The sequence below is a fragment of the Pseudomonas sp. NFR02 genome (genome assembly GCF_900119375.1).
Lineage (GTDB): Bacteria > Pseudomonadota > Gammaproteobacteria > Pseudomonadales > Pseudomonadaceae > Aquipseudomonas > Aquipseudomonas paracarnis.
Genome location: NZ_FPJJ01000003.1, coordinates 649,353 through 675,649, shown reverse-complemented (window position 1 = coordinate 675,649; position 26,297 = coordinate 649,353). Strand labels below are relative to the sequence as shown.

The 26,297-nt window shown below is 60.3% G+C and carries 25 protein-coding genes and 1 pseudogene; 13 read left to right on the top strand and 13 right to left on the bottom strand.

Translation table 11 applies throughout. The features are described from left to right. Positions 1-220: 220 nt before the first annotated feature. On the top strand, positions 221-751 hold the full coding sequence (locus BT199_RS13290) for a GNAT family N-acetyltransferase (protein WP_072434658.1): 531 nt from the start codon (positions 221-223) through the stop codon (positions 749-751). A gap of 143 nt (positions 752-894) precedes the next feature. Further along, a complete protein-coding gene (locus tag BT199_RS13285; RefSeq protein WP_072434657.1) occupies positions 895-2,298 on the top strand; it encodes an MFS transporter in 1,404 nt (467 codons plus the stop codon). Here the strand turns inward: BT199_RS13285 and BT199_RS13280 are convergent. After that, the gene (locus BT199_RS13280; protein ID WP_072434656.1) at positions 2,285-3,130 is read right to left on the bottom strand and encodes an alpha/beta fold hydrolase; all 846 of its coding nucleotides are present in this window, start codon (positions 3,128-3,130) and stop codon (positions 2,285-2,287) included. The two genes, BT199_RS13285 and BT199_RS13280, sit on opposite strands and share 14 nt — an antisense overlap. Next, positions 3,127-4,105 (bottom strand): annotated as a pseudogene (locus tag BT199_RS13275) (DMT family transporter). Before BT199_RS13275 ends, BT199_RS13280 begins: the two are co-directional and overlap by 4 nt. Before the next feature lie 92 nt (positions 4,106-4,197). On the opposite strand from BT199_RS13275, the gene BT199_RS13270 reads away from it, so the two are divergent. Continuing rightward, positions 4,198-5,106 carry a LysR substrate-binding domain-containing protein gene (locus tag BT199_RS13270; protein ID WP_072434655.1) on the top strand — a complete coding sequence of 303 codons (909 nt, stop codon included), beginning with the start codon at positions 4,198-4,200 and terminating at the stop codon, positions 5,104-5,106. A 30-nt stretch (positions 5,107-5,136) separates the two neighbouring features. Here BT199_RS13270 and BT199_RS13265 read toward each other — a convergent pair whose 3' ends face one another. Both BT199_RS13265 and BT199_RS13260 read right to left on the bottom strand, forming a co-directional pair. Further along, positions 5,137-6,429 carry a PQQ-dependent sugar dehydrogenase gene (locus BT199_RS13265; protein WP_014718638.1) on the bottom strand — a complete coding sequence of 431 codons (1,293 nt, stop codon included), beginning with the start codon at positions 6,427-6,429 and terminating at the stop codon, positions 5,137-5,139. Continuing rightward, positions 6,426-6,851: a DUF2231 domain-containing protein gene (locus BT199_RS13260; RefSeq protein WP_072434654.1), complete on the bottom strand. Its 426-nt coding sequence runs from the start codon at positions 6,849-6,851 to the stop codon at positions 6,426-6,428. The genes BT199_RS13265 and BT199_RS13260 overlap by 4 nt, the downstream gene beginning before the upstream one ends. 728 nt (positions 6,852-7,579) lie before the next feature. Here BT199_RS13260 and BT199_RS13250 point away from each other — a divergent pair. The 3 genes from BT199_RS13250 to BT199_RS13240 are packed head-to-tail and all read left to right on the top strand — an operon-like array spanning position 7,580 to position 9,295. Further along, positions 7,580-8,059 carry a P-loop nucleotide/nucleoside kinase family protein gene (locus BT199_RS13250; protein WP_072434653.1) on the top strand — a complete coding sequence of 160 codons (480 nt, stop codon included), beginning with the start codon at positions 7,580-7,582 and terminating at the stop codon, positions 8,057-8,059. Continuing rightward, positions 8,056-8,853 carry a nucleotidyltransferase domain-containing protein gene (locus BT199_RS13245; RefSeq protein ID WP_072434652.1) on the top strand — a complete coding sequence of 266 codons (798 nt, stop codon included), beginning with the start codon at positions 8,056-8,058 and terminating at the stop codon, positions 8,851-8,853. The genes BT199_RS13250 and BT199_RS13245 overlap by 4 nt, the downstream gene beginning before the upstream one ends. Beyond that, positions 8,846-9,295, top strand: coding sequence for an NUDIX hydrolase (locus tag BT199_RS13240; RefSeq protein ID WP_034127586.1), 450 nt, complete (start codon positions 8,846-8,848; stop codon positions 9,293-9,295). The genes BT199_RS13245 and BT199_RS13240 overlap by 8 nt, the downstream gene beginning before the upstream one ends. Positions 9,296-9,403: 108 nt before the next feature. Here BT199_RS13240 and BT199_RS13235 read toward each other — a convergent pair whose 3' ends face one another. Beyond that, complete coding sequence (locus BT199_RS13235) at positions 9,404-9,982, bottom strand: cysteine hydrolase family protein (RefSeq protein ID WP_072434651.1); 579 nt, start codon at positions 9,980-9,982, stop codon at positions 9,404-9,406. A 145-nt stretch (positions 9,983-10,127) separates the two neighbouring features. Between BT199_RS13235 and BT199_RS13230 the strand changes: the two genes are divergently transcribed. Beyond that, positions 10,128-12,326, top strand: a complete 2,199-nt coding sequence (locus BT199_RS13230; RefSeq protein ID WP_072434650.1) for an OsmC domain/YcaO domain-containing protein — start codon at positions 10,128-10,130, stop codon at positions 12,324-12,326. A 122-nt stretch (positions 12,327-12,448) separates the two neighbouring features. Here the strand turns inward: BT199_RS13230 and BT199_RS13225 are convergent, their stop codons facing one another. From BT199_RS13225 to BT199_RS13210, 4 genes are all read right to left on the bottom strand, one after another. Next, positions 12,449-13,615, bottom strand: coding sequence for a cystathionine gamma-synthase (locus tag BT199_RS13225; RefSeq protein ID WP_072434649.1), 1,167 nt, complete (start codon positions 13,613-13,615; stop codon positions 12,449-12,451). Beyond that, on the bottom strand, positions 13,612-14,988 hold the full coding sequence (locus tag BT199_RS13220; protein WP_072434648.1) for a pyridoxal-phosphate dependent enzyme: 1,377 nt from the start codon (positions 14,986-14,988) through the stop codon (positions 13,612-13,614). The genes BT199_RS13225 and BT199_RS13220 overlap by 4 nt, the downstream gene beginning before the upstream one ends. Before the next feature lie 249 nt (positions 14,989-15,237). Then, positions 15,238-15,720 (bottom strand): VOC family protein, encoded by a 483-nt coding sequence (locus BT199_RS13215; protein WP_072434647.1) that lies wholly within the window; start codon positions 15,718-15,720, stop codon positions 15,238-15,240. 59 nt (positions 15,721-15,779) lie between these two features. Further along, a complete protein-coding gene (locus tag BT199_RS13210; RefSeq protein ID WP_072434646.1) occupies positions 15,780-16,964 on the bottom strand; it encodes an MFS transporter in 1,185 nt (394 codons plus the stop codon). 94 nt (positions 16,965-17,058) lie between these two features. On the opposite strand from BT199_RS13210, the gene BT199_RS13205 reads away from it, so the two are divergent. From BT199_RS13205 to BT199_RS13190, 3 genes are all read left to right on the top strand, one after another. Then, entirely contained in the window at positions 17,059-17,952 is an 894-nt protein-coding gene (locus tag BT199_RS13205; protein ID WP_072434645.1) for a LysR family transcriptional regulator, read from the top strand. Between the two features lie 1,326 nt (positions 17,953-19,278). After that, positions 19,279-20,493, top strand: a complete 1,215-nt coding sequence (locus tag BT199_RS13195) for an aldose 1-epimerase family protein (protein ID WP_072434643.1) — start codon at positions 19,279-19,281, stop codon at positions 20,491-20,493. A 259-nt stretch (positions 20,494-20,752) separates the two neighbouring features. Further along, entirely contained in the window at positions 20,753-21,268 is a 516-nt protein-coding gene (locus tag BT199_RS13190) for a GNAT family N-acetyltransferase (protein WP_072434642.1), read from the top strand. A 273-nt stretch (positions 21,269-21,541) separates the two neighbouring features. Here the strand turns inward: BT199_RS13190 and BT199_RS13185 are convergent, their stop codons facing one another. Both BT199_RS13185 and BT199_RS13180 read right to left on the bottom strand, forming a co-directional pair. Next, on the bottom strand, positions 21,542-22,159 hold the full coding sequence (locus tag BT199_RS13185) for a LysE family translocator (RefSeq protein WP_032902438.1): 618 nt from the start codon (positions 22,157-22,159) through the stop codon (positions 21,542-21,544). A 76-nt stretch (positions 22,160-22,235) separates the two neighbouring features. Further along, on the bottom strand, positions 22,236-22,484 hold the full coding sequence (locus tag BT199_RS13180; protein WP_003191615.1) for a DUF6429 family protein: 249 nt from the start codon (positions 22,482-22,484) through the stop codon (positions 22,236-22,238). Positions 22,485-22,550: 66 nt separating this feature from the next. Here BT199_RS13180 and BT199_RS13175 point away from each other — a divergent pair, with 66 nt between their 5' ends. After that, complete coding sequence (locus BT199_RS13175; RefSeq protein ID WP_014718620.1) at positions 22,551-23,072, top strand: DUF2867 domain-containing protein; 522 nt, start codon at positions 22,551-22,553, stop codon at positions 23,070-23,072. 79 nt (positions 23,073-23,151) lie between these two features. Here the strand turns inward: BT199_RS13175 and BT199_RS13170 are convergent, their stop codons facing one another. Then, entirely contained in the window at positions 23,152-23,508 is a 357-nt protein-coding gene (locus tag BT199_RS13170) for a VOC family protein (RefSeq protein ID WP_003191611.1), read from the bottom strand. Positions 23,509-23,692: 184 nt separating this feature from the next. Between BT199_RS13170 and BT199_RS13165 the strand changes: the two genes are divergently transcribed. Continuing rightward, positions 23,693-24,466, top strand: coding sequence for an SDR family oxidoreductase (locus tag BT199_RS13165; RefSeq protein ID WP_072434641.1), 774 nt, complete (start codon positions 23,693-23,695; stop codon positions 24,464-24,466). Between the two features lie 68 nt (positions 24,467-24,534). Beyond that, complete coding sequence (locus BT199_RS13160) at positions 24,535-25,440, top strand: LysR family transcriptional regulator (protein WP_072434640.1); 906 nt, start codon at positions 24,535-24,537, stop codon at positions 25,438-25,440. A gap of 57 nt (positions 25,441-25,497) precedes the next feature. On the opposite strand, the gene BT199_RS27685 is transcribed toward BT199_RS13160, so the two are convergent. Next, entirely contained in the window at positions 25,498-26,190 is a 693-nt protein-coding gene (locus BT199_RS27685; RefSeq protein WP_256204046.1) for a methyl-accepting chemotaxis protein, read from the bottom strand. Positions 26,191-26,297: the final 107 nt, after the last annotated feature.

Genomic DNA, 26,297 nt, shown 5'->3' with positions numbered 1-26,297 from the left:
ACTGGCACTCCGCTTTCGCGGGCAAGCCCGCTCCCACAGGGGATTTGTGCCAGGCGCATAACCGATGTGGGAGTTGTCGAGCCCCGGCGAGGCTACGAAGGCGGCGGTACTGTTGGCATTTGTGTTGCCTGAACTGTCGCCATCGCGGCCTCGCTAAAGCTCGAGCGCTCCCACGGGGGAATTGTCATTGTCAGTCAGGCAAAGCAGGGAAGTCATTCATATGCCATGCAGCTATTCACGCCTTACCTACCGCCAACCACGGGCCGCAGACGTTCAGCGATTGTTCGCGATCTTCGGCGATCCACAGACCAACTTGTTCAATCCTGCCGGCCCGCTGCCCAACCTGGATGCGGCACAACGGCTATTGGATCACTGGATTCAACAGTGGGCCTCCCACGGTTACGGCTGGTGGGCGATTGCCTGCAAAGAGAGCCCCGAGCACATCATCGGGTTTGGCGGCATTGCGCCACTTAACTACCTGACGCAGCAGCGCATCAACCTTGGCTATCGCCTGGCCGTCGAGGCCTGGGGGCAGGGGTATGCCACTGAACTGGGGAGGGATGCCCTGGCGCTGGCGTTTGACACGCTATCTCTACCGGAAGTCTTCGGGTTAGTGCGACCCGATCATGCTGCGTCGATCCGCGTATTGGAGAAGCTCGGCATGCAACGTTTTGGCCTGCTGGATGATGTACCCGGCCAAGCGCCCAGCCTGGTGCTCAGGGTTTGTCATCCTACAACTGCACAAGCCTGACATTTTCCTATTCCGCGTAAATCCTCGATAAGCGGCAATCTTTGCGATTGACACTGCGTGGGCGTCTCGCTATAAAACTCTCAGTTGTACGACGACATATGACGTTACATATGTCCTACCTAACAAAAATAAAAAGTGATGCCATGAATCTGAACGAGCCCATCAGTGCCCTTCGTGTCGGCCAGGCGGTCGGCAGCTATCGCTGGACGATCTGCGCGATGTTGTTTTTCGCGACCACGGTCAATTACCTCGACCGTCAGGTGCTCAGCCTGTTGGCACCACAACTGTCGACGCAGTTTGGCTGGAGCAACACCGACTACGCCAACATCGCGGCGGTGTTCCAGTTCGTCTACGCCATTTCCATGCTGTTTGCTGGGCGCTTCGTCGACAGGATCGGCACCAAGGCCGCCTATGTGGTAGCCATTGGTATCTGGTCCACCGGCGCGATCATGCATGCGTTTGCGGTGCCGATGGGCGAGGGTATCGCAGCCGTCAGTGGTGCCATTGGCCTGGCGGTGATCCCGGTGTCGATCGCCGGCTTCATGATGTCGCGGGCGGTGTTGGCGATTGGCGAAGCGGGTAACTTCCCGATCGCGATCAAGGCCACTGCCGAATATTTCCCCAAGAAAGAACGCTCCCTGGCCACCGGTATCTTCAATTCCGGCGCCAACGTCGGCGCGATCCTGGCGCCGATCTGTGTCCCTCTGATTGCCGGCCTGTGGGGTTGGGAGGCGGCGTTTATGGTCATCGGCATGCTGGGTTTTGTCTGGGTAGCCGTGTGGGCCGCCGTTTACGAAAAACCGGAGCAGCAAAAACGCCTGTCACCTGAGGAACTCGCCTACATCCGCAGCGACCAGACCGTACAACCGTTTACCCCGGCACCGACGGGCACCGCAGAAAAGAAAGTCTCCTGGTTCAAACTGTTGACCTACCGCCAGACCTGGGCGTTTGCCTTCGGCAAGTTCATGACCGACGGCGTGTGGTGGTTTTTCCTGTTCTGGCTGCCCACTTACCTGTCTGCCCAATACGGCATGAAAGGCGCCGATATCGTGATGCCGCTGGCGGTGCTGTACAGCATGACCATGGTCGGCAGTATTGGCGGCGGCTGGTTCCCCAGCTACTTCATGGCGCGCGGCGATGCCCCCTATGACGGGCGCATGAAAGCGATGCTGGTGATTGCGCTGTTCCCGCTCGTGGTGTTGCTGGCGCAGCCGTTGGGTTACCTCAGCTTCTGGGTGCCGGTGCTGCTGATCGGTGTGGGCGCTTCGGCACACCAGGCGTGGTCATGCAACATTTTCACCACCGTGTCCGACATGTTCCCGCAGAAAACCGTGGCCTCGGTGGTCGGCATTGGCGGCATGGCCGGTGGCCTGGGCGGCGTGCTCATGACCAAGATCGGCGGCTGGGTGTTCGACTATTACAAGTCCATCAACGACATCCATACCGGCTACATGATCATGTTTGCCATCTGCGCCCTGGCTTACCTGGTGGCCTGGAGCGTGATGAAGACGCTGGTGCCGCGCCACAAGGAAATCACTGACCTGTAACGCCGCCTAGAAAGGTCATCAAGGCAGCGGTGATGACCTCGGGCGCATCCTCTTGCACCAGATGCCCCGCACGCGGGACGCGCAGGTAGCGTGCACCTAATCTACCTGCGAGCGCGTCGCCCTGTGCCACGTTGATCCATTGGTCTTCTTCGCCCCAGAGCAGTTGCACCGGGCAACGCAGCTCGGCGAGCCGCTCTTCAATCTGGTCGGTATAGCGCTGGTCCATCTGGGCAATCTGACGATAGAAGGCGGGCTGGCCAATCTCGCCTGTCCAGGGCGTGACGTAGGCGAGCAGCACCTCGGCAGGTAGCGGCGTGAAGGCGGCGCCCTGTAGATAGGCACGCACAATCGCCTCATGGATATAGGCCGGCGCTTCGCTGAAGGCCTGTTCATGGCGGCGCACATGCTGCACCAGCGGCGAACCCCAGGGCGCCATGGCGACGGGGTCGATCAAGGTCAGGCTGGCATAGTCGCAGCCATCGAGCAGATGCGCACGCAGCGCCGTGGCGCCGCCAAAATCATGGGCCAGCACATGGGGGCGTTCCAGGCCCCAATGGTGTAGCAGGGCGGCGAGCAACAGGTTTTGCACGCCCAGAGACACGTCCTGGCCCGGCGCCTGTTCAGACTGCCCATAGCCAAGCAGGTCGTAATAGAACACGCGGTACTGCTGGGCAAACAAGGGCGCGATACGCCGCCACACATGGGAAGAGAACGGCGTGCCATGCACCATCACCAGCGCCGGCCCCTGGGTACCCAGCTGGCCCCAGCGCACAGTTTGATTGCGAAAGTCAAAGGTGTGGGGCAGTGCCAGTGCGTCGTTTGAATGGGTCATGGTTGAATCTCCCCGAAGGTCTGATGGGTTGTGGCGGGTTTTGCCTGCGCCAGGAGGATACGAACCGCCATGACCACGCCGACGAGCACGGCAGCCAGGCCCACGGCTTCCATTGGCGTCGGCCAGCGCCGGTGAAAGCCTAGACCGAGCAGGCTGGCGAAGAGTGATTCCAGGGCAATCAATTGGCCACTCAGTACCATGGGCAGGCGCTGCGTTGCCGCGTTCCAGGCCCAGGCGCCGACCACCGTAGACATCACCGCGATGCCCAGGCTCCAGGCATACAGCGGCCATGCCTGGTTCCAGCCCGCGCCAAGGGTCGGCAACCGGAACAAGCCCAGCGTGTATAGCCACGGCAGCAGGCACAGCGCCGCCTGCGCCTACCAGCATCAAGGCGGTCCACAGGTCGGTTGCGCGGGCAGGCAGGCGTGCCAGTTGCTGTTGATTGATGACGCTGAAGCCCAGCCACAAGGCCACTGCGCCCAGGGAGAAACACAACCCCGGCAGCCAGGAACCGGTGCCGGAGGCGGGCAGGTGGAGGCTGCTGACTGTCGCCAGCAACAGCCCCACAGTGAGGCAGGACAACGGCATCACCAACTGGCGCCATTGCAGGGTCTTGTGACTGGCGTTGCCTATCAACGCCAGTAGCACCGGGACCATGCCGACAAACGCTGGCGTCAGCACCGGGCCGCCGAACATCACACCGCCAGCAATGCACACGCCATAACCGAGGCAACCCAGTGCGCCCAGTGCTGCGGCGAGCAGGCACTGGCCGCAGCTGAGTGCACTCAATTGCGCCCTGCACACCATCATCCAGGCGATGCCCAGCCCACCGGCCATCAGGAACCGTACGGCCATCAAGTCGTAGAGGCTGTAGACGCCGGTGACGTAGGGCGCAATGAAGTTCAGCGCCCAGCCCAGGGTGGCGACAACGGCCAATATCACACCGGTAAAGAGTGAGGCGCGGGCGGTGGTCATCAGGCTGCTCCATGAAGTGAGGGAGTCATGGTGCCCAGCGCGGCGGGTGTGCTACAAACGAGTTTTCAGCCTTGGATGCATAACCACAGATTATGAATGCACTTGGCAAAACCTTACCGCCGCTGGCCAGTTTGTTGCCGTTTGAAGCGGCGGCGCGCCTGGAGAGTTTCTCCAAGGCGGCCGATGAATTGCACCTCACCCAGGCCGCTATCAGTCGGCAGATTCGCGGGCTGGAGGACAACCTGGGGGTCAAGCTGTTTTGTCGGCGCAACCGTGGGGTGTTCCTGACGCAAGAAGGGCGTGAGCTGGGGCGGGTGGTCAGCCAGGCCTTGCACAGCATCAGTGAGGGCGCGGTCAGCCTGAGAACATCGCCCCAGCGCAATCGCGTGGTACTGCTATGCCAGCTATGCGAGGCGTTCTATTGGTTGATGCCGCGTCTGGCGACCTTCCACCAGCAATACCCGCAGATCGAGATCCAGGTGGTGACCTGTACGCGGCCGATCACCCAGTTCGACGGGCATTTCGATGTGGCCCTGCAAAGTACCCGGCGCGCCAGTGGCAGCCATACGTTGATGTTCACCGCCTCCGACGAGGTGTTCCCGGTGTGCAGCCCCGGCTACCTCTGCCCGGAAAAGCCGTTAGCGCTGATTGAATTACAGCCCTGCACATTTCTGCACCACAGCTCCGAGCCGCCGCACTTGATGGAATGGGATGAGTGGCTGCAGATGTTCGGCCACACGTTGCCCAGGGATGCGCGCAGTGCCACCTTCGACAGTTACCCGCTGATGTTGCAAGCTGCCGTGGAAGGGCACGGTATCGCCATGGGTTGGCGTCGTACCGCAAGCCGGCTGATAGAGAGTGGGGCGCTGGTGCGGCCCTGCGCAGAAAGCGTGTTTTTGCCCGAGGCTATTTCGGTCTACAGGCAGCAAGGGACGGGCAGTCGGGAGGAGATTACGGCGTTGTTGGCCTGGCTTGACGCACAATTGCAGAGTGACGGCTGACAGGGGCGTCGCAGCCCCTGTCATCTGCGGTTATTGGTTACGCGTGACGCGCCAAATCGTATTGGCCAAGTCGTCGGCAATGATCAGCGCGCCTTTGGGGTCCACCGTCACCCCCACTGGACGCCCACGGGTCTTGCCGTCGTCGCCGCGGAAGCCGGTGGCAAAGTCGATGGGCTCGCCCGCCGGTTTGCCGTTGCTGAACGGCACGAAGATCACCTTGTAGCCCACTGGGTTGTCACGGTTCCAACTACCGTGCTCGCCGACAAACGCGCCGTCAGCGAATTTTTCACCCATGGCAGGGATGGAGAAATCCACGCCCAACGCGGCCACATGAGAGCCCAGGCTGTAATCGGGTTTGATCGCCGCAGCCACCTTGGCCGGGTTTTGCGGTTGTGCGCGGGGGTCGACGTTCTGGCCCCAGTAGCTGTAGGGCCAGCCGTAGAAGGCACCTTCACGCACCGATGTCAGGTAGTCTGGCACCAGGTCGGGGCCGAGTTCATCGCGCTCGTTGACCACGGTCCACAGTTGCCCTGAGCCCGGTTGGATGGTCAGCGCCGTCGGATTGCGCAGGCCTGTAGCGTAGGGCTTATGCGCACCGGTGGCGGCATCGATCTGCCAGACCATTGCGCGGTCGATCTCCACTTCCATGCCGCGTTCGGTGATGTTGCTGTTGGAACCGATGCCCACATACAGCTGACGCCCGTCGTCACTGACGGCCAATGACTTGGTCCAGTGATGGTTGATCTGCGCCGGCAGGTCGGTGACTTTGACGGGCGGGGCGCTGGCCTTGGTCTGGCCGTCGGCGTAGTCAAAGCGCACCAGTGCGTCCTGGTTGGCCACATACAGTTTGCCGTCGGCGAATGCCAGCCCGTAGGGAGCGTTGAGGTTGTCGGCGAATACCGTCTTGAGTTCATAGGTGCCGTCACCGTCGGCGTCACGCAGCAGCGTAATGCGGTTGCCGCCCTTGACCTTGGTGTTGCCCTGGGCCTTGATCACACTGGCGATCACGTCCTTGGGCTTGAGCTTGGCCGCACTGCCGCCACGGCCTTCGGCCACCAGGATATCGCCGTTGGGCAGCACCAGGGTCTGGCGCGGGATCGCAAGGTCGGTGGCGATGGCGGTGACGCTGTAGCCTTCGGGTACCTTGGGCTTTTGATCGCCCCACGGCGTGGGCTCGGCAATCTTCATGCTCGGCAACAGGCTGCTTTGTTGTTCGGGCAGCTTGGGGTCAGGGCCGCGTGCCTGGGTCTTGTCACCTTCGCCGCCACAGGCACTCAGCAACAGGGCGGCGCTGAGCAGGGTCAGTGTGTTGAGTGGTTTCATCGGGCAGCTCCTGAGCGCAGGTTGGTCAAGCCAATCCAGGTGGCGACAAGCGCCAGCACGGTGACAATCGCCGACAGCACCAAGCCGGTGGGCATCATGGCGTAGGCGTCCTTGGCATGCTGGAAGGCATTGACCAAGCCAAGCACCCAAGTGCCCAGCAACAGCAGGAAGTACGCCACCGGGCGCCCGCCCTTGTGTTCGGCACGCACCAAGTTGACCAGCGCAAACAGCAGGGCAAAACCACAGAACACCAAGGCTCCTGCGATAAGCCAGGAGGCGAAATTGGCCCACTGAATCTGGTAGGTCTGGCCGTAGGCGATATCACTGAGCAAGGCCCCGAGAAACAACGGCACGGTGCCGGCAAGCAAAGTCCCGTGCAACGGCCCAGGCCTGACGACGGGGTAAGTGGGGAGGGTAGTCATGTTGGTGGCGGCTCCTTATCGTTCTGCACCCTGGGCTCAGGGCGCGCTGACTTCGCATAGGAAAGGAGCATGGCATTTGCAAGAAAGTTCACTGGGAGGGCTTGTCGAGGTGTGTTTCGATCCGGCGTTCCCCTGCATATGCATAGGTATCTACACAATTTTGGTGCGACGCTGAACCTGTGGCGAGGGAGCTTGCTCCCGTGACGGCCTGACAGCCGGCGTCGATCTAACTAACGCGCCGCGATTCAAATGTGGGAGCTGGCTTGCCTGCGAAGGCGGCCTGACAGTCAACACAGTTGGACCGTGTACATATCCATTCCTGCGGTAACGGCCACCTAGGGTTCCGCTTTTACAGCGGGTCACTTTTGGAAGGACCCAAAAGTAACCAAAAGGTCCTCGCCCCACCACTCGGCACCTCGCCTAGGCTCGGTGTGCCCGTAATCCGCCAGTGATTTGGGGGGCCGCCGCCACGCGCCATCCATGGCGCGGGGCGGCTAAACCGGCATCCCTGCCGGTTTACCCCCCAAATCCCTGTCGAATTCCGGCCAACGTGGTTTAACGGGGCGCCTGAGATCAAGATCACAAGCAGAGCAAGAGCGGCTCGCTTCGCATCGTGGTTACCGTCTGCTGCTACAGCCCACAACGTTATGTAGATACCTATGCCTGCATATGTTTACCACAGCGGCTATATGACTCATTCTTCCTGGCCCGACATGAGGAATCGCGTTATGCCCACCCTGCATCTGCTCTGCGGCAAGATCGCCGCCGGCAAGTCCACACTCGCCAAGACCCTGGCCGCCGAGCATGGGGCCATTGTGCTCAGTGAAGACCAGTGGCTTGCCAATCTCTATCCCGGCGAGATCCAGAGCATTGCCGACTACCTGCGCTGTGCCCAACAGGTTCGTGGGGTACTTGAGCCGCTGGTGATCAATCTGTTGGCGTGCGGCGTCAATGTGGTGCTGGATTTTCCGGCCAATACCCTCGCCAATCGTCAATGGTTACTCGGCCTGGCCCAGGCAGCCAAGGTGCCGCACTGCCTGCATTACCTGGAGCTGGACGATGCCACCTGTCGTGCGCGCCTGCACGCCCGCAACGCCCGAGGTGACCACGATTTTGCCGCCAGCGATGCCGAGTTCGACCTGATCACTCGCCATTTCAGTGTGCCGAGTGAAGAGGAAGGGTTGGTGATTGAGGTGCACCGCCCGTGACTACCCAAAAACCTGCTGGCATCGATGCCGATGGCTATATCCTCACCGTTGCCGATACGCCTATACAACCCGAGTTCCAGCCCCTGCTGACGGACATCTGCACGACTTTGTCCCGGCCTGAGCTGGGGCTGCACGGGATTTACCTGTATGGCAGCATTGCACGGGGCGAGGGCGAGGCCGGAGTTTGCGACCTTGACCTTTCACTGATACTGGTCGAACCACCGAATGCGCCGGTGCTTGAACAATTGGAGTCGGCCCGACTCGCTTTGGAGCAACGGCATCCGAGCGTCACCAAGATCGACTTCGACATCGGCCACCGCGCCCAGGTGTTGGCGCCCGAAAACCGAAACAGTTGGGGCTTCTGGCTCAAACATCATTGCCGCTGTCTCTGGGGCGAAGACCTGTCACTGCACGTCGAACCGTTTCGCCCGTCCCGCGCCATCGCCCTGGCGGTCAATGGTGATTTTGAACAGGCGCTCACGACTTACCTGGTGCGCATTGAACAGGCCAGCCCTGAACACACGCGGCTTGGCCTGCAGCGGGAAGCATCACGGGCCTTGATCCGCGCCACCCACATCCTGCGAGCGGAAGATGCGCAAAACTGGCCGCAAACCCTGGAAGACTACGTCGGGCTGTTCGTCCAGCATTACCCGAACATGCGCGTGCAAATCGCCTACTTCCTGTTTGAAGCACGCAACCCGAGCGCCGAGGGCGAGGCATTTACGACACGCCTACGGGCGTTTCTGAGCTGGATGGTTTCGGCCCTCATAGAAAGGAATCAATCAGATGCGTGAACGCAAAGCCGCACGATTACTGGTCATCAACCCTGCACAGCAAGTGTTGCTGTTTCGCTTCGTGCATAAAGACGGCGCCCTGGCCGGCCAGGATTACTGGGCCACGCCCGGCGGTGGCGTGGAGGCAGGGGAGAGCTTCCACAGCGCTGCGATTCGTGAGTTGCGCGAAGAGACTGGTATCACCGTCAGCAGCGTTGGGGAATCCGTGGCAGAGCGTAGTTTCCCGTTGATGTTACCCAGCGGTGAAACCGTGTTGGCAGTAGAGCGGTACTTCGTTGTGCATGCATCCAGCGACGCGCTTTCCAGGGCCGAATGGACAGTAGAGGAGACCCAGGTGATGGCGGATCATCATTGGTGGTCGGCAGAGGCGCTGCTCGCGACGAGCGATACGGTATGGCCGCAGGCGTTGCCGCAAATGCTGGAGGATGCCGGGGTGTTTTAGCCGTTTTCCATGAACGATGGGGGCAGGCGAATCGGGGCGACATTTAGGTAAGCGGCAGCTTTAGGGCTGTCACGGGAGCAAGCTCCCTCGCCACAGGTGCAGCATGCATCAAAAAGCGCATCGCGGGTTACATGGATCTAATATTTCCCCGGTATTGAACACCCTTGCATAGTCCATCGCCAAGTTACTGAGCGACAACGCATGCACATCCTCTGCGGCCCACAGCCGCCCCGACAAGTCGGGTTGATCGAAGGTAAAACACGCATCCGCCGCCACGATCACGTCGAACCCCAGGTTGCCGCCCGAGCGTGCGGTGGATTCCACTGAATTGTTGGTGATGACCCCGACGATTACCAACTGCTGGATCGAGCGCAGGTGCAGCCAGCGCTCCAGGCCCGTGGCGCTGAACGCATCTGGTACGTTTTTTTCAACCACATGCTCCTGGGCCAGGGGGTGCAGCGCATCCTGGAACTCACAGCCGGGCTGGCCTGGCCGGAACACTGAAGCGGCAGAGCGGGAGATATGCCGCACATGAATGATCGGGCGTTGCGCCTGGCGCCAGGCATTGAGCAATTGCTGTATGCGCAGCTCGGCGTCTGGGTTGTTGCGGCGGCCAAGGGTGGGATCGGCCATGCCTTTTTGCATATCGATGATCAACAATGCGGCGTTAGTCGCTATCGGTTCCATGGCCTGTCCTGGCAGAGGTGAACATTATCTAACTGGTTGGAAGTTAGCACCGATCGGCAGCCCATACGCAAATCCCTGAGACTTCCCGGCGAAACGCTTCATAATGGCGGCCAATTTGTTTAGCTCGTTATTCTGGTGTGCCCGCATGGAAATTAAGGTCAACTTTCTCGACAACCTTCGGCTTGAAGCCAAGTTCGATGACTTCACGGTCATTGCCGACCAGCCCATCCGCTACAAGGGCGACGGTTCGGCACCGGGGCCATTCGACTACTTCCTGGCTTCGTCGGCGTTGTGTGCGGCGTACTTTGTGAAGTTGTACTGCCAGACGCGCAATATTCCCACCGAGAATATTCGCCTGTCGCAGAACAACATCGTCGACCCGGAAAACCGCTACAACCAGATTTTCAAGATTCAGGTCGAATTGCCCGCAGACATCTCCGACAAGGACCGCCAAGGCATCCTGCGTTCCATCGACCGCTGCACCGTGAAGAAGGTGGTGCAGGCCGGGCCGGAATTCGTGATCGAGGAAGTCGACAACCTCGACGCCGATGCCCAGGCGTTGTTGATGCCCAACTCCACGTCCGCAGCAGGCACCTACATTGCCGGCAAGGACCTGCCGCTGGAGCAGACCATCGCCAACATGTCGGCGATTCTCGCGGGCCTGGGCATGAAGATCGAGATTGCCTCGTGGCGCAATATCGTGCCCAACGTGTGGTCGCTGCATATCCGCGACGCCCATTCGCCGATGTGCTTTACCAACGGCAAAGGCGCGACCAAAGAGGGCGCGCTGGCGTCGGCGCTGGGTGAGTTCATCGAGCGTCTGAACTGCAACTTCTTCTACAACGACCAGTTCTGGGGCGAGGACCTGGCCAACGCGCCGTTCGTGCATTACCCGGACGAGCGTTGGTTCCAGCCGGGCCCCAACGATGAGCTGCCGAGTGAAATCCTCGATGCCTACTGCCTGAAAGTCTACAACCGCGAGGGCGAGCTGCGTGGTTCACACCTGTTCGACACCAACTCCGGCAACGAAGCCCGTGGCATTGTCTCGCTGCCGTTCGTGCGTCAGTCCGATGGCGAGGTGGTGTATTTTCCGTCCAACCTGATCGAAAATCTCTACTTGAGCAACGGCATGAGCGCTGGCAACACCTTGGCCGAAGCCCAGGTGCAGTGCCTGTCGGAGATTTTCGAGCGGGCGGTGAAGCGCGAAATCATCGAAGGCGAATTTGCGCTGCCGGACGTACCCGCCGAAGTGCTGGCCAAGTACCCGGGCATCCTGGCGGGTATCGAAGGCCTGGAAGCCCAGGGCTTTCCGGTGCTGGTCAAGGATGCCTCCCTGGGCGGTGAGTTCCCGGTGATGTGCGTGACCTTGATGAACCCGCGCACCGGCGGCGTGTTCGCTTCGTTCGGCGCGCACCCCAGCCTGGAAGTGGCACTGGAACGCAGCCTCACCGAGCTGCTGCAAGGCCGTAGCTTCGAAGGCTTGAACGATCTGCCGCAGCCGACCTTCGAAGGCCAGGCGGTCACCGAGCCGAACAACTTCGTCGAGCACTTTATCGATTCCAGCGGCGTGGTGTCGTGGCGCTTCTTCAGTGCTCAGTCGGATTATGAATTCGTCGAGTGGGACTTCTCCGGCCAGGGCGAAGACTCCAACGCCCAGGAAGCCGCCACGCTGTTCGGCATCCTCGAAGGCATGGGCAAAGAGTCGTACATGGCGGTGTATGAGCACTTGGGCGCTACCGCCTGCCGCATCCTGGTGCCGGACTACTCGGAAATCTACCCGGTGGATGACCTGATCTGGGACAACACCAACAAGGCGCTGTTTTTCCGCGAAGACATCCTCAACCTGCACCGCCTCAGCGAGGATGAGTTGCAGGCGTTGGTCGAGCGTCTGATAGAAAGCGAACTGGACGACTACACCGATATCACTACGCTGATTGGCATTGAGTTCGATGACAACACCGCGTGGGGCCAGTTGACCATCCTGGAGCTGAAACTGCTGATATTCCTGGCGCTGAAGCAGTATGAAGAGGCCAAGGAATGCGTAGAGATGTTCCTGCAGTACAACGACAACACCGTTGAGCGCGGCCTGTTTTACCAGGCGATGAACGCGGTGCTGGAGATGGAACTGGATGAGGACCTGGAACTGGCTGACTACGAGGCCAACTTCCGGCGCATGTTTGGCAACGAGCGCATGGACGCGGTGATCGGCTCGGTCGACGGCAGTGTGCGCTTTTATGGGCTCACGCCGACGAGCATGAAGCTGGAAGGCCTGGACCGGCATTTGCGCCTGATTGACAGCTACAAGAAGCTGCATGCGGCGCGGGCCAACATCACCCAGGGCTGATACGCAATGATCGTTCCCACGCTCTGCGTGGGAACGCATTCGGTGACGCTCTGCGTCACGCTTGGGAACGCAGAGCGTCCCTGGCTGCATTCCCACGCAGAGCGTGGGAACGATCATGGCGGTTAAATGTGGGCCAAGGCCTGAGCCAGATCGGCGCGCAAATCCTCCACATCCTCAACCCCCACCGACAACCGCACCAGCCCATCGCCAATCCCCAATTGCGCCCGCGTCGCCGCCGGGATGCTGGCATGGGTCATGATCGCCGGGTGCTCGATCAGGCTTTCCACGCCCCCCAGGCTCTCGGCCAGGGCGAAGATCTTCACGTTTTCCAGAAAGCGCGTCGCGCCGGCCAGGTCGCTGTTCAAGTCCACTGAAATCATCCCGCCAAAGCCGCGCATCTGCTGTTTCGCCAGGGCGTGCTGTGGGTGGGATTTGAGGCCCGGGTAGTGAACCCGTGACACTTGCGGCTGTTGCTCCAGCCAGGTGGCCAGGTCCAGGGCATTGCTGCAATGGCGCTCCATGCGCAGCGCCAGGGTTTTTACCCCGCGCAGGGTCAGGAAGGCATCGAACGGCCCGGCGATGGCGCCGATGGAGTTTTGCAGGAAACCCAGGCGTTCGGCCAGTTCAGCGTTGTCACCGACAACAGCGATACCACCGATCACATCAGAATGCCCATTGAGGTATTTGGTGGTGGAGTGCACCACGATGTCGAAGCCCAACTCCAGCGGGCGCTGGATCCAGGGGCTGGCAAAGGTATTGTCGGCCACGCAGATAATCCCGCGGGCACGGCAGATGCGGGCCACGGCGCGCAGGTCGGTCAGGCTCAGCAGCGGGTTGCTTGGGGTTTCGACCCAGACCATGCGCGTGTCGTCCTGCAATGACGCTTCAAACGCCGACAAGTCGCTGAGGTCGACATAGCTGAAACGGTGCCCGGCACTGCGCTGGCGCACTTTGTCGAACAGCCGGAAAGTGCCGCCGTACAGGTCGTTGCCCGAGACGATATGCGCGCCGGCATCCAGCAGTTCCAGCACGGTGGAGATCGCCGCCAGCCCCGAGGCAAATGCAAATGCCTGGCTGCCGCCTTCAAGGTCGGCCACGCAGCGTTCCAGGGCGAAACGCGTGGGGTTATGGGAGCGGCCATAGTCAAACCCCTTGTGCACGCCGGGGCTGTCTTGCAGGTAGGTGGAGTTGGCGTAGATCGGCGGCATCAGCGCGCCCGTGGTCGGGTCGGGTGACTGCCCGGCGTGGATCACACGGGTGGCAAACGCGCTTTTATCGGGCTGGCTCATGCAAGGGATCTCCGTAGGTGGTTAAGCAGGTCGACGCGGGTGATCAGGCCATGAAAGCCTGCGGCGTCGGCAATGATGGCGACCAGGCCACGATCCAGCTCGGCCTGCAGTTCGGCCAGGCTGGCGCTGGGGGCCAAGGTGTGTAGCGTATTGGTCATGGCGCTGGCGACGGTCATGGAAAAATCTGCGGCGTCGTGGTGCAGGCCCAGCAGGATGTCGGACTCGTCGATCACGCCCACCAGGGTCTGGCCATCGACCAGCACCGGCAGTTGCGACACGTCCGCCAGGCGCATGCGCTGGAAGGCGGTGAGCAGGGTGTCGTCGGGGCTTACGCTGATCACGCGGCCGTCTTCGAAGCGGCGCGCGATCAGGTCGCGCAGGTCACCGTAGTGCTTGTACTGCAAAAGGCCGGCGTCGTTCATCCACTGGTCGTTGTAAACCTTCGACAGGTAGCGCGTACCGGTGTCGCAGACGAAGGTGACCACGCGCTTGGGCTCGGTTTGCTCGCGGCAGTAGCGCAAGGCCGCGGCGAGCAGTGTGCCGGTGGATGAGCCGCCGAGGATGCCTTCGGCCTTGAGCAATTGGCGGGCGTGGTCGAAGCTGTCGGCATCGCTGATGGAGTAGGCGTGGCGCACGCTGGACAGGTCGGCAATCGAGGGGATGAAGTCTTCGCCGATACCTTCCACGGCCCAGGAACCAGGGGTTTCCAGCTTGCCGCTGCGGCTGTATTCGGCCATTACCGAACCGACCGGGTCGGCCAGCACCATGGCCAGTTCGGGTTGCACGCGCTTGAAGAACCGCGTCAAACCGGTGAGGGTGCCGGCCGAGCCGACGCCCACCACAATGGCGTCTACGTCGTGCTGGGTCTGCGCCCAGATCTCCGGCGCGGTGCTGGTCTCGTGGGCCAAGGGGTTGGCCGGGTTATTGAACTGGTCGGCGAAGAACGAGCCTGGAATATCTTTGGCCAAGCGTGCCGCCACGTCCTGGTAATACTCGGGATGGCCCTTGCCCACATCGGAGCGGGTGATATGCACCTCGGCGCCCATGGCCTTGAGGTGCAGCACTTTTTCCGTGGACATCTTGTCGGGCACCACCAACACCACCCGGTAACCCTTGGCCCGGCCCACCAGCGCCAGGCCCAGGCCGGTATTGCCGGCGGTGGCTTCAATGATGGTACCGCCAGGGCGCAAACGACCGTCGCGTTCAGCGGCGTCGATCATTGCCAGGCCGATGCGGTCCTTGATGGAACCACCGGGGTTTTGCGATTCAAGCTTGAGAAACAGCGTGCAGGGGCCGGTATCGAAGCGGCTGACCTTGACCAGCGGGGTGTTGCCGATCAGTTCAAGTACGGCAGGGCGTGAAGGCGTGGGCATGTCGTCTCCTGGTTACGGGATGGACGTAGGGCGGGGGGCAGCAAAAAAACAGCATGGCTTGGAACATAGGCCGGTATCGCCCGTGTCGCAACCGGGCGTCCGTTGTATGACTTTTTTTGCCGCATGGGGGAGGGCGCGCAATCCAGATGTGGGAGCTGGCTTGCCTGCGATGGCGGTGGTGCAGTTGGCATTTGCGCTGCCTGACCCACCGCCATCGCGGCCTCGCTAGGGCTCGAGCGCTCCCACCGTTCAGTTCCCGGCAATGGCGGCTTCGATGGCAGCGATGTCGATCTTGGTCATGGTCATCATCGCTTCAAATGCACGCTTGGCGACGGCAGGATCTTTACTGGTAACTGCTTCGACCAACACCCGCGGCGAGATCTGCCACGACAGCCCCCACTTGTCCTTGCACCAACCGCAAGCGCTCGCCTGCCCACCGTTGTCGATGATGGCGTGCCACAAGCGGTCTGTTTCCTCCTGATCCTCGGTAGACACCTGAAAGGAAAACGCCTCACTGTGCTTGAACAGGGGGCCGCCATTGAGGCCCACGCAGGGGATACCCAGCACGGTGAACTCCACGGTCAACTCATCTCCCTGCTTGCCAGCCGGATAGTCGCCAGGCGCACGGTGTACGGCCTTTACTTCGCTGTCGGGGAAGGTGTTGGCGTAGAAGGTCGCTGCCGCCAGGGCATCGCCGTTGTACCAGAGGCAGATCGTATTCTTGTTGTTCATGGCAAGGCTCCTCGGGTTGAAAGGTGCATGAAGTCTAGACGAACAACCTGCAACGCTACTCAGGCTTGCACCGCCTCCCGGCCAGCGCGTGCGTCGGCCCGCCGCGAACGCCAGCTCAGCCCCAATACCATCAGCAAGCCCAGGCCCGCCATCAGTGCGCCTGCCAGGGAAATGGCTGGGTAGCCCAGCCCGACATTGATCACCGCGCCACCCAATGCCGCACCAATCGCATTGCCAAAATTGAACGCACCGATGTTCATCGCCGAAGCCAGGTTAGGCGCGTCTTTGGCGGCCTCCATCACCCGCATCTGCAGCGGCGGCACCAGAGCAAAGCTGGCAGCGCCCCACAGCAGGATCGACAGCGCAGCGGGCAGCGGCCATTGCATGAGCACCGAAAAGGCCAACAGCACGGCAATCAACACCACCAGCGAGATGATCAAAGTGCGGTCCACTGAGCGGTCCGCTGACTTGCCACCCCACACATTGCCCAGGGTGAGCCCGATTCCGAACAGCACCAGCATCCCGGTGACGAAGTTGGTCGAGGCATGGGTGACATCGCGCAGTATCGGCGCGATGTAGGTGAATACCGTAAACATCGCACTCGAGCCCACCACGGTCAGGGCCAGCGCGGCCAGCACCGGCCCGCGCCCCAGCACACGGATTTCCGCCATCAGGCCGCCACCCTTGGGCGCGGGAGTATTGGGCAGGGCCCGCCACAGCGCCGCCATGACCACCGCGCCAAGCCCACTGATGCCCCAGAACGCGGTGCGCCAACCAAAGTTCTCGCCAAACCAGGTCGCCAGGGGTACGCCGCCAATGGTTGCCAGGGTCAGCCCCATGAACATCGCCGCCACAGCGCCCGCGCGCTTCTCGGGCGCCACCAGGCTTGCGGCCACAATTGAGCCAATCCCAAAGAACGCTCCGTGATTGAGCGACGTCACCAGCCTGGCGATCATCAATGTCTGGTAGTTGCTGGCCAACGCCGACAGCAAATTACCCAGGGTAAAAATCGCCATCAGCCCGATCAGCAGATAACGACGGGGCACCCTGGCCGTCGCCAGGGTCATGATCGGCGCGCCAATCAGCACGCCCATGGCGTAGGCGCTTACCAACAGCCCCGCAGCGGGAATGGAGACGTTAAGATCAGCGGCGATACCGGGCAACATGCCCATAGGGGCAAACTCTGTGACCCCGATGCCAAAGGCACCGACGGACAATGCTACAAGGGGTGGATTGATACGCATGGGTGACTCCTCATCTGTGAGCCAAATGCTACAATCCTGCCTTTTGCAGCAGTAGCCCCTGGTTGGGAACTACAGCTTTGCGCGGGAGGCACAAATGGACATCGGCGGGCGTTCGGGAGAGATGGAAGTGTTCACCATGGTCGCCGAGCACGGCAGCCTGTCGGGCGCGGCCAGGGCGTTGGGACTGACCCCATCGGCCATCAGCCGCATCATCACCCGCACCGAACAGCGCATCGGCACCCGCCTGCTGCTGCGCACCACCCGCGCCATCACCTTCACCGCTGAAGGCGAAGCCTACCTGCGCGGCGCCCGGCGCATCCTCGCCGACATGGCCGAAGTCGAAGACGCTATCACCGACCAGGGCGCCCCACGCGGACGCCTGCGCGTCAGCGCCGCACTGGCCCACGGCCGCATGACCATCGTCCCCCTGATCGCCGCCTTCAGCGCCCGCTACCCCGCCATCGTCGTCGACCTGATGCTCGGCGATGAAGTCGTGGATATTCTCGGCGGCCAAGCCGACGTTGCCATCCGCTTCGGCCCCCTCGCCGACAGCCCCCTGACTGCTCGCCTTATCGGCTCTACCGGGCAGGTTATCGTTGCTTCACCGGAGTACCTGGCACGGCATGGCACCCCCGTGACGCCGCAGGATTTACTGCAACACAACTGCCTGCGCTTCAACTTCCGTAGGGCGGCGCCGGATTGGCCGTTTCGGGTGGAGGGGCGGGAGTTTTCGTTGAAGGTGGCGGGGACGATTGAGGGGAACAGCGGCGAGGCATTGGCGCAGTTGGCGAAGCTGGGGGCGGGGGTGGCGAGGATTGGGGCGTTTAGTGTGGTGGAGGAAGTGAGACGGGGGGAGTTGGTGGTGTTGTTGGAGGAATTTAATCCTGGGGATGTGGAACCGATTCATGCGGTGTTTGTGGGGGGAGGGGCGATGCCGGCGCGGGTTAGGGCGTTTGTGGATTTTTTGGTGGAGAGGTGTGGGGGTTGAGGGGCGGGATTTTTGGGGAGGAGGGGACTGACCGGCGGATTTCGACCCAACGCTGCCCCTCACCACGGGCCACAATCGGCCAAAACGAAACGACCTTGAAAACTCCATGAGTCTTAAAATTTGAACAACTAATTTTTGGCTAGTCATTTCTCCTACCGAAATAAGCGCTTGAGAAATTAGCCAGATACCAGTAAGTCAGCGCAAACCCATACCCCAAAAATATAGATATCCCAGTGGAATAGATCACTTGAATGAACGTTGACTCATAGATGCACATCCTCGTGCAATTGGGCTCGGTCGGAGGCGTAAAGGTAAAGAAAAATAGTCCAACGCAAATCATCACCACTCCTGGTAATGCTTTCAGATGACGCCTCCACCCGGTAAGTGAACCAACATACATTTCCTGGTAGGGCTTCCATCGCGCGATAAGAAAGGCGTAATAAAAGCTAAACATCCATGCCAGTAAAAATATTAATTGTGTGGCTTGAGGAAATGACGATTTTTCGGACCAAACGTTAATCGACGAAATAGTGGCTCCGGCGATCGTGGCAAGCTCCGCCACCCATTGAACCCCCATAACGTCCCCACTGTATCCTCCAAAAACTATTACAGACGTGAACAATAATGGAACCCAAACCATCCACCTTTGGTAAAAAGCATCTCGGGCAATTTCCCGTACAAGCTTCGATGTTGATGGATTATGCATACGCCCTCCTTGGCCGCCTTATCAATGTTCTCGGTCGTCGCGTAGGTGTTCGTTCATTTCGCTGCCAAAAGCGCAAGGGCAGAGAGGTTAATGCTAGCCTGTGCCTGGGCAACGAATGCGGACATTCTTATGAGAGGGTATTTCAGCAGACACTGTATTTGAAAATTCGACGAGCGCTGTAAACACGACAGTGGCAGAAAAACCCTTTTCATTTTCCAGCTCCATCACAAAGAAAAAAGTATTTCTTCAGCGTAGTTTCCTCCCGAAGGTAGCGCCACTTCGTGACCCCTGTACGGCGGGTGGTTTGAGCGCGACGGGACTTTGAATACCCTCGTTGAGCAAGCACGAATCATGCAGGCTTTTTAGGGGCCACGATGGACCGCTTTTGGCCGTTTGCAGCCAATGAGTCAACGCAAGGTTGTAACCGGCACGGATGGACCAAAGCTCATACACCGCCCACTCGCGTTTTCGTTCCAGCCTGCCCGCAAGCGCATTGCCTTGACCTCCTTACCTGTTCCACCTTGTTCATGACCTTTTCCCACACTGTCGCGTGTTTTAAGCTTGCTGAAACGTTTCATCGAGTTTATAAATCGCAAACAACTCCAATAAAGGCCACCGCCATGACCCCGCTAAAACTCCTCGTTGCCCTCAGCGCATTCTCTGCTGCCTCCCACGCCATGGCCTGGGATTACGTGCTCCTCGACACCGACAAAGCCGCCCAGAACTGGCAGGTCACCAGCCAGCAACTCGGCATCCAAACCGACAAGCCCTTCAGCGTTACCCTGCGCACCCTGCACGGTGGTCGGCAGGAGGGCGTGAGCATCGTCGATATCGATAACGGCACGATGAAGCTCTCGGTAGTGCCGACACGTGGCATGAACGTGTTGCAGGCGTCGGTCGGCGATGTGCGCATGGGCTGGGATTCGCCGGTCAAGGAAGTGGTGAATCCGTCCTTTATCGAACTCAATGGCCGTGGTGGTCTGGGTTGGCTGGAAGGTTTCAATGAGCTGGTTACTCGCTGCGGCTACGAATGGGTCGGGCACCCTGGTATCGACAACGGTGAGCTGCTGACCCTGCACGGGCGGGCCGCGAATATTCCTGCGAATAAAGTCACCCTGCATATCGATGAAAAACCGCCGTACGCCATCACCCTGCGCGGCGAGCTGAAAGAGCAGGCGTTCAAGAAGGTCGATTTCTCTGTTGCGACCGAACTGGTCACCGAGCCTGGCAGTGTGGTGTTCGCCCTCAACGACACGCTCACCAACAATGGCGATTATCCGAAGGAATACCAGGCGCTGTATCACAGTAACTTCAGCACGCCGTTCCTGGAGCAGGGCGCGCGTTTCGTTGCGCCGGTGAAGCAGGTGTCGCCGTTCAATGACAAGGCCAAGGGCGAACTGGCCGACTGGCAAACCTATCGCGCACCGACCAAGGACTATGACGAAACGGTTTACAACGTGGTGCCGTATGCCGATGCCAAGGGCGATACCTTGACCGTGCTGCATAACAAGGCCGGCAGCCTGGGGGTTTCGGTTGGTTTCAATACGCAGACACTGCCGGTGTTTTCGCTGTGGAAGAACACTGATACCCAAGGGCAGGGCTATGTCACGGGGTTGGAGCCGGGGACGAGTTTTTCCTATAACCGTCGTTATCAGCGGCCACTGAACCTGGTGCCTACGATCGGGGCGAAGGAACACAAGCAGTTCCGTATCAGCTACAGCTTGTTGGCGGATAAGGCGGCTGTTGATAAGGCTTTGAAGCAGGTCAGCGAGATTCAGGGTGGGCGGGAGACTGAGGTGCGGCAGACGCCTTTGGTGGATTTGACCAAGGGGTGATGTTGGCTGGATCTTTTACGCGGGGCCCGGCGTTCTTCATCGACGCCGGAATCGCCTTGCAGCTGTAGGAGCGAGCTTGCTCGCGAAAAACCCACAGGCGCCGCGTTCACTTAGCAAGCCCGCGTTATCGTTGAAGTTCTTCGCGAGCAAGCTCGCTCCTACATTGGGGTTGGCATTGATATTGGGCCGTGTTCAGCGCAGGGCTTTTTGTCATCGACGGGCATGCATACTGAAATAACCGTATTTCAGGAGCATCTCCATGATTCGCAGGGCCTTACCCGCCGACGCAAAAGCCATTGCCCAGGTGCATATCAGCAGTTGGCAAGACGCCTACCGTGACTTGATGCCCGCCCAGTTTTTGAGCGGGCTGCAAGCAACGCTGGCTAGGCGCGAAGCCCATTGGGTTCGTTCGCTAGCCTCGGGTGAGTCGACGGTATGGGTTGCCGAGGTGGGCCAGCGGGTGGTTGGCTGGATATCAGTCGGTGCCAGCCGTGATGAAGACGCTGTGCAGGCTAATGCAGGTGAGGTCATGGCCATCTACGTGCTCGCCGAGCATTGGCACTCCGGCGTCGGGCTGGCCTTGTGGAATGCCGGCCTGCAAGACCTGTTGGCGCAAGGCTATGAGCGTTTAACGCTGTGGGTCTTGGCCGGTAATGAACGGGCTATTCGATTTTATCGCCGGGCGGGGTGTGTCGAGGAGGCCGGGACTGAGCGCCATCTTGAGAGGGGCGGTGTGGCGCTGGTGGAGGTGAGGTATGGTTTGCCGTTGAGATAGCATAGGTATCTACGCAACTTGGGCATCAGTTGAATCGTCGTCGGCTGCCCGGCCGCCTTCGCGAGCAAGCCCGCTCCCACATTGGTCATGCATTGCCGTCAAAATCAGTGCCTGGCACAGATCCCCTGTGGGAGCGGGCTTGCCCGCGAAGGCGGTGTGTCAGTCACTGAATTTTCAACTGAACCACCGCCATCGCAGGCAAGCCAGCTCCCACATTTGGATCGCGGGGCACAGCTCGATCGGCGTCGGCTGCCAGGGGCGCTCCCACCGCGGTTACGCCCTGCGCGCAGTCAACAATACCGCCGCGGCCGCTGACAACAAACCTGCGCAGCAGCGATTGAACAGGCGCTTGCCCTTGGGCTCGGCAAACCAGCGGCGCATATGCAGGCCCATATAGGCATAGGCGCTGATGGCGACCCATTCCAAAGCCAGGAACATCACACCCAGCAGGGCAAATTGCGCGGTGATGGGTTGGCCGGGCACCACGAATTGCGGGAGGAAGGCGGTGAAGATCAGGATCGCCTTGGGGTTGCCCGCGGCCACCAGAAATTCCTGCCGCGCCAAGGCCCACAGGCCTACCTTGCTCGTCGCGGTTTCTACCTGCTGCGGGTCTGCGCGCCATAGCTGATATGCCAAGTAAAACAGATACGCCGCGCCGAGAATCTTGATCCCGTAGAACAACAACTCCGAGGTTTGCAGTACCACCGCCAAGCCAGCGGACGCGAGGGCGATCATGCCGGCGAAGGCCAGCAGACGGCCGAGACCGGCGAGGCAGGAGGTGCGGTAGCCATAGCGGGTAGCGTTGCTCACGGATAGCAGGTTATTGGGGCCGGGGGCCATGTTCAGGGCGAAGCAGGCGGGGAGGAAGAGGGCGAGGGTGGCGAGGTCCATGGCGGCTCCGGGTTGGCAGGTCGGGGAGTCTTGAGGATAAACGCATGAAGCGCGGTTTAACACTCCGTAGCTGGGCTTATGGCCCCGCGAGCGCTTCAGGTGCCGCGCCAAACAACCGATCGGCAATTTGCCTGCCCCGTTCCAAGCCTTCCTGCGTCAACCAAATGGATTTGTTTTTGTTCACCGGATTACTGATAAAACCTTGCTCGTGGAGTCGGTTCATTATTTGAAAGTCGTGGCCTTTCCATGAGTTGCCGTTATCAAAGCTGAAGGTGGTCAGCAGGGCAAGTACGGCTTCCTCAATCAGTTTTTCGTCGTATTCCATAATGGGTACTCCGTTTGGATTACACAGACCCTGTCGAGCTTAGCGCAGCATCTCGCTTGAAGCGTTATGATGCAAATCCCTGTTTTGGTCATGGACGGAAAAACCTTGGCGACTAACTCTGTCAGTCACACGTTGGGTGCACCGTCTGAACTCGATTATTACGATTGCAGGTCGGTGCTATTGCCGACTGAGATCAGCGCGCTGGAAGCCTGGAACATCATGACCGCTGAACCGGGGCCGCTGTTGCGATTGGCCTTTCGGATCAGGGATGGGATTTCTTCAAGATTTGGCGTAAAGCGCATCGGCGGGTTCTCCGGCAATCGGCGCGTGACGGTGCAAGCGGGTGAGCGGCTGGATTTTTTCCTGGTAGAGGACTGCGCGCCGGATAGGCTGGTGCTGACTGAGCGTGACCGGCACCTGGATGTGATGATTTGCCTTTCAATTGCTGATCGTGTGCTGACGATCACTTCATCGGTGATCACCCACAACACCTTCGGGCGCCTTTACATGCTGCCGGTGGGGCCGGCGCACAAACTGATCGTCAATCGGTACATGGCCCGCTTGCAGCGCAAGCTGCAACAGCTTTGAAACCCAGAACAGGCTCACACAACGCAACCTGTTCTCGGTTGGAGATGTCGAGCTTCAGCGATACAGCGAAAGCGCTGGATCACGGCGCAACGCTCCACACCGCCAGTTCATACCCATCCGGGTCGGTAAAGTGGAATCTGCGGCCTCCTGGAAACGCAAACGTCTGGCGTGTAATCACCGCACCCAGTTGTTGAAGCCGCTGCTGCACACTGTCCAAGTCATCGGCATACAAGATAACCAAGGGCCCGCCCGGCCGCACAGTCTCACCGGTGGTGAAACCACCCGTGAGCCGGCCATCGCTGAACTCGCTGTAGGTGGGGCCGTAGTCGACGAATGTCCAGCCGAATGCAGCGCCGTAGAAGGCTTTGCTGCGGGCAATGTCGCTTACGTTGAATTCGATATTGTCGATCTGTCGGTCTCTGCCACGAGTACTCATGGGGGCTTCCTTGGCCGGTGTGCAAGGCCGGAGTGTAGCGTACCTCACATCCTTTTCATTCACCGATAGGGCCTTTGTGATTAGGCAATATCTCTGGACACTGCATCCAGCCAAGGTGTGCTTATCTTTGTCGAGGGTCACTCTAGAATGGCGGCGTACTTCTCCCAATTAAAGGAATGTTGTCATGCCTAATCATTCAATCAACGGCAAGGTTGCACTGATCGCGGGTGGTGCGAAGAACCTCGGAGGGTTGATCGCCCGCGATCTGGCCAAGCATGGCGCCAAGGCTGTGGTCGTGCACTACAACAGCGCCTCCAGCCAGGCTGACGCGAACACAACCGTTGCCGCAATCGAGGCGCTAGGCGCGAAGGCTGTCGCTTTGCAAGCGGACTTGACCACGGCGGGGGCGATGGAAAAACTCTTCAATGATGCCGTCGCGGCAGTTGGCAGGCCGGACATCGCGATCAATACCGTGGGCAAGGTGCTGAAAAAGCCAATGGCTGAAATCACGGAGGCGGAGTACGACGAGATGATGGCCGTCAATTCCAAGACTGCGTTCTTTTTTATCAAGGAAGCCGGCAACCACCTCAATGACAATGGCAAGATCTGCACTATCGTCACTTCATTGCTGGGCGCTTTCACCCCCTTCTACGCGGCGTATGCCGGCAGCAAGGCGCCGGTAGAGCAATTCACGCGGGCGGCGGCGAAGGAGCTGGGCGTTCGGGGGATTTCGGTCACGGCAGTAGGGCCGGGTCCCATGGACACGCCGTTCTTCTACCCGGCCGAAGGTGAGGATGCGGTCAGTTACCACAAGACGGCTGCCGCGCTGTCGCCGTTGTCGCGCACGGGCCTGACAGATATCGAGGATGTGGTCCCGTTCATCCGTAACCTGGTCAGTGACGGGTGGTGGGTGACGGGCCAGACAATTTTGATCAATGGCGGCTACACCACCAAGTAAACGGTTAACGCGCTGGCGCAGACGTGGTGAGCGCCGATCGATCCGTGCCCCCCGAGCATTGAGAGCCCATGGATAGAATCGAACAGTACCGCGTCTTCGTTCAGGTCGCAGAGCTTGGCAGTTTTATACAAGCGGCACGGCTGATGAGGCTGCCACGCGCGAGCGTGTCGGCCGCCATTCAACAGCTGGAGGCCAATGCCGGCACTCGACTGCTGCACCGGACAACCCGCAAGGTCTCCCTGACCGCCGATGGCACCCAGTTACTGCTGAAGGCGCGCCAGGTCTTGCTGGACATCGATGATATCGACCAACTGTTTAACCGCCATCAGGAACAGGTCATGGGCCGTCTGGAAGTGGACGTGCCCAGCCGCATAGCGCGGCGCCTGGTGATGCCTGCGTTGGGCGAGTTTCTCCGCCGCTACCCTGGGCTCCAACTCGGCCTGGGCTCCACCGATCGCGCCATTGATCTGGTACAGGAAGGCGTGGACTGTGTCATTCGTTTTGGCACCCCGCAGAACAGCAGCCTGGTGGTGAAACCGTTGGGCAAGGTGTTGCTGGTCAATTGCGCGAGCCCCGCCTACTTGGCGGAATTCGGGGTGCCCACACAGCCTGGCGATTTGCAAAATCGGCATGTCTGTATCGGCTACAGCACGAGCGCAGGCGGTCAGGAAACGGCGTGGGAATATTGCGTCGATGGCACCGCGCAGGCTGTCATGATGCCGAGCCGCGTGGTGGTCAACAATGCCGAAAGCTATATTGCAGGATGCTGTGCAGGGCTTGGCTTGATTCAGGTGCCGTTGTTCGATGTTCAGCATTTATTGGACAGCGGCGAATTGGTTGAGGTGATGACGGCCTATCGGCCGGCCCCCATGTGCGTTTCAGCCCTGTACCCGACTCGCCGCCAACGCTCTCGTCGCCTTGGCGCGTTCATCGATTGGTTTGCCGCTTTGATGGCTCCGCATCTGGAACCTTGATGCACTCCAGCGGTATATCCACCTATTCTCTTTGACTCGCCGTGTTTCGGATTGGGTTCAAGGATGAAACCTGCGCCCCAACGCATCCAGCCGCACCGCGATCGGTGGCAGGCGTTCGCTGCTGCGGGCGAGTGTCTCGACGTCGTCGGCGGTGTTCTGGGCGATGCTTTGCACCGACTGCAAGCGCTCGACGATCTCCAGGTTGGCCGAGGTCTGCTCGCGGGTGGTGGTGACGATGTGGCCGTTGAGTTGGTCGATGTGCGCGATGTCCTCGCCCACCGCCCGTAGCATGTCCACCGCCTCTTGGCTGTCTGCCACGCAGCGCTCTACGCCTTCGCGGCTGGCGTGCATGGCTTCGACGGCTTGGCGGCTGCCGTGTTGCAGGCCCTCGATGATGCTCTTGATTTCCTGGGTGGAGAGGGCGGTGCGCTGGGCCAGGCTGCGCACTTCATCGGCCACCACGGCAAAACCACGGCCTTGCTCGCCGGCGCGGGCGGCCTCAATGGCGGCGTTGAGGGCCAGCAGGTTGGTCTGGTTGGCGATGCTGCTGATCACTTCCAGCACCGAGCCGATTTGCTCTGCCTGCACCGCCAGGGATTCCACGGTCGACTCCGTGCCGTTGATACGCGAAGCCAGTTGGCTGATTTCATGCTGGGCGCGGCCGACGCTTTCCTGGCCGCGCACAATCTGCTGGCTGGCCTGGCCTGCATGTTCCACTGCCTGTTCGACCTGCACCGTAATGTGGCCCATGGCGTCTTCCATGCGCTGCATCGAACCGGTCATTTCGCCGATCTGCGCCAGTTGATGCCGTGCGCCTTTTTCCAGGGTGCCGCTGGCGCTGGCCAGTTCCTGGCCGA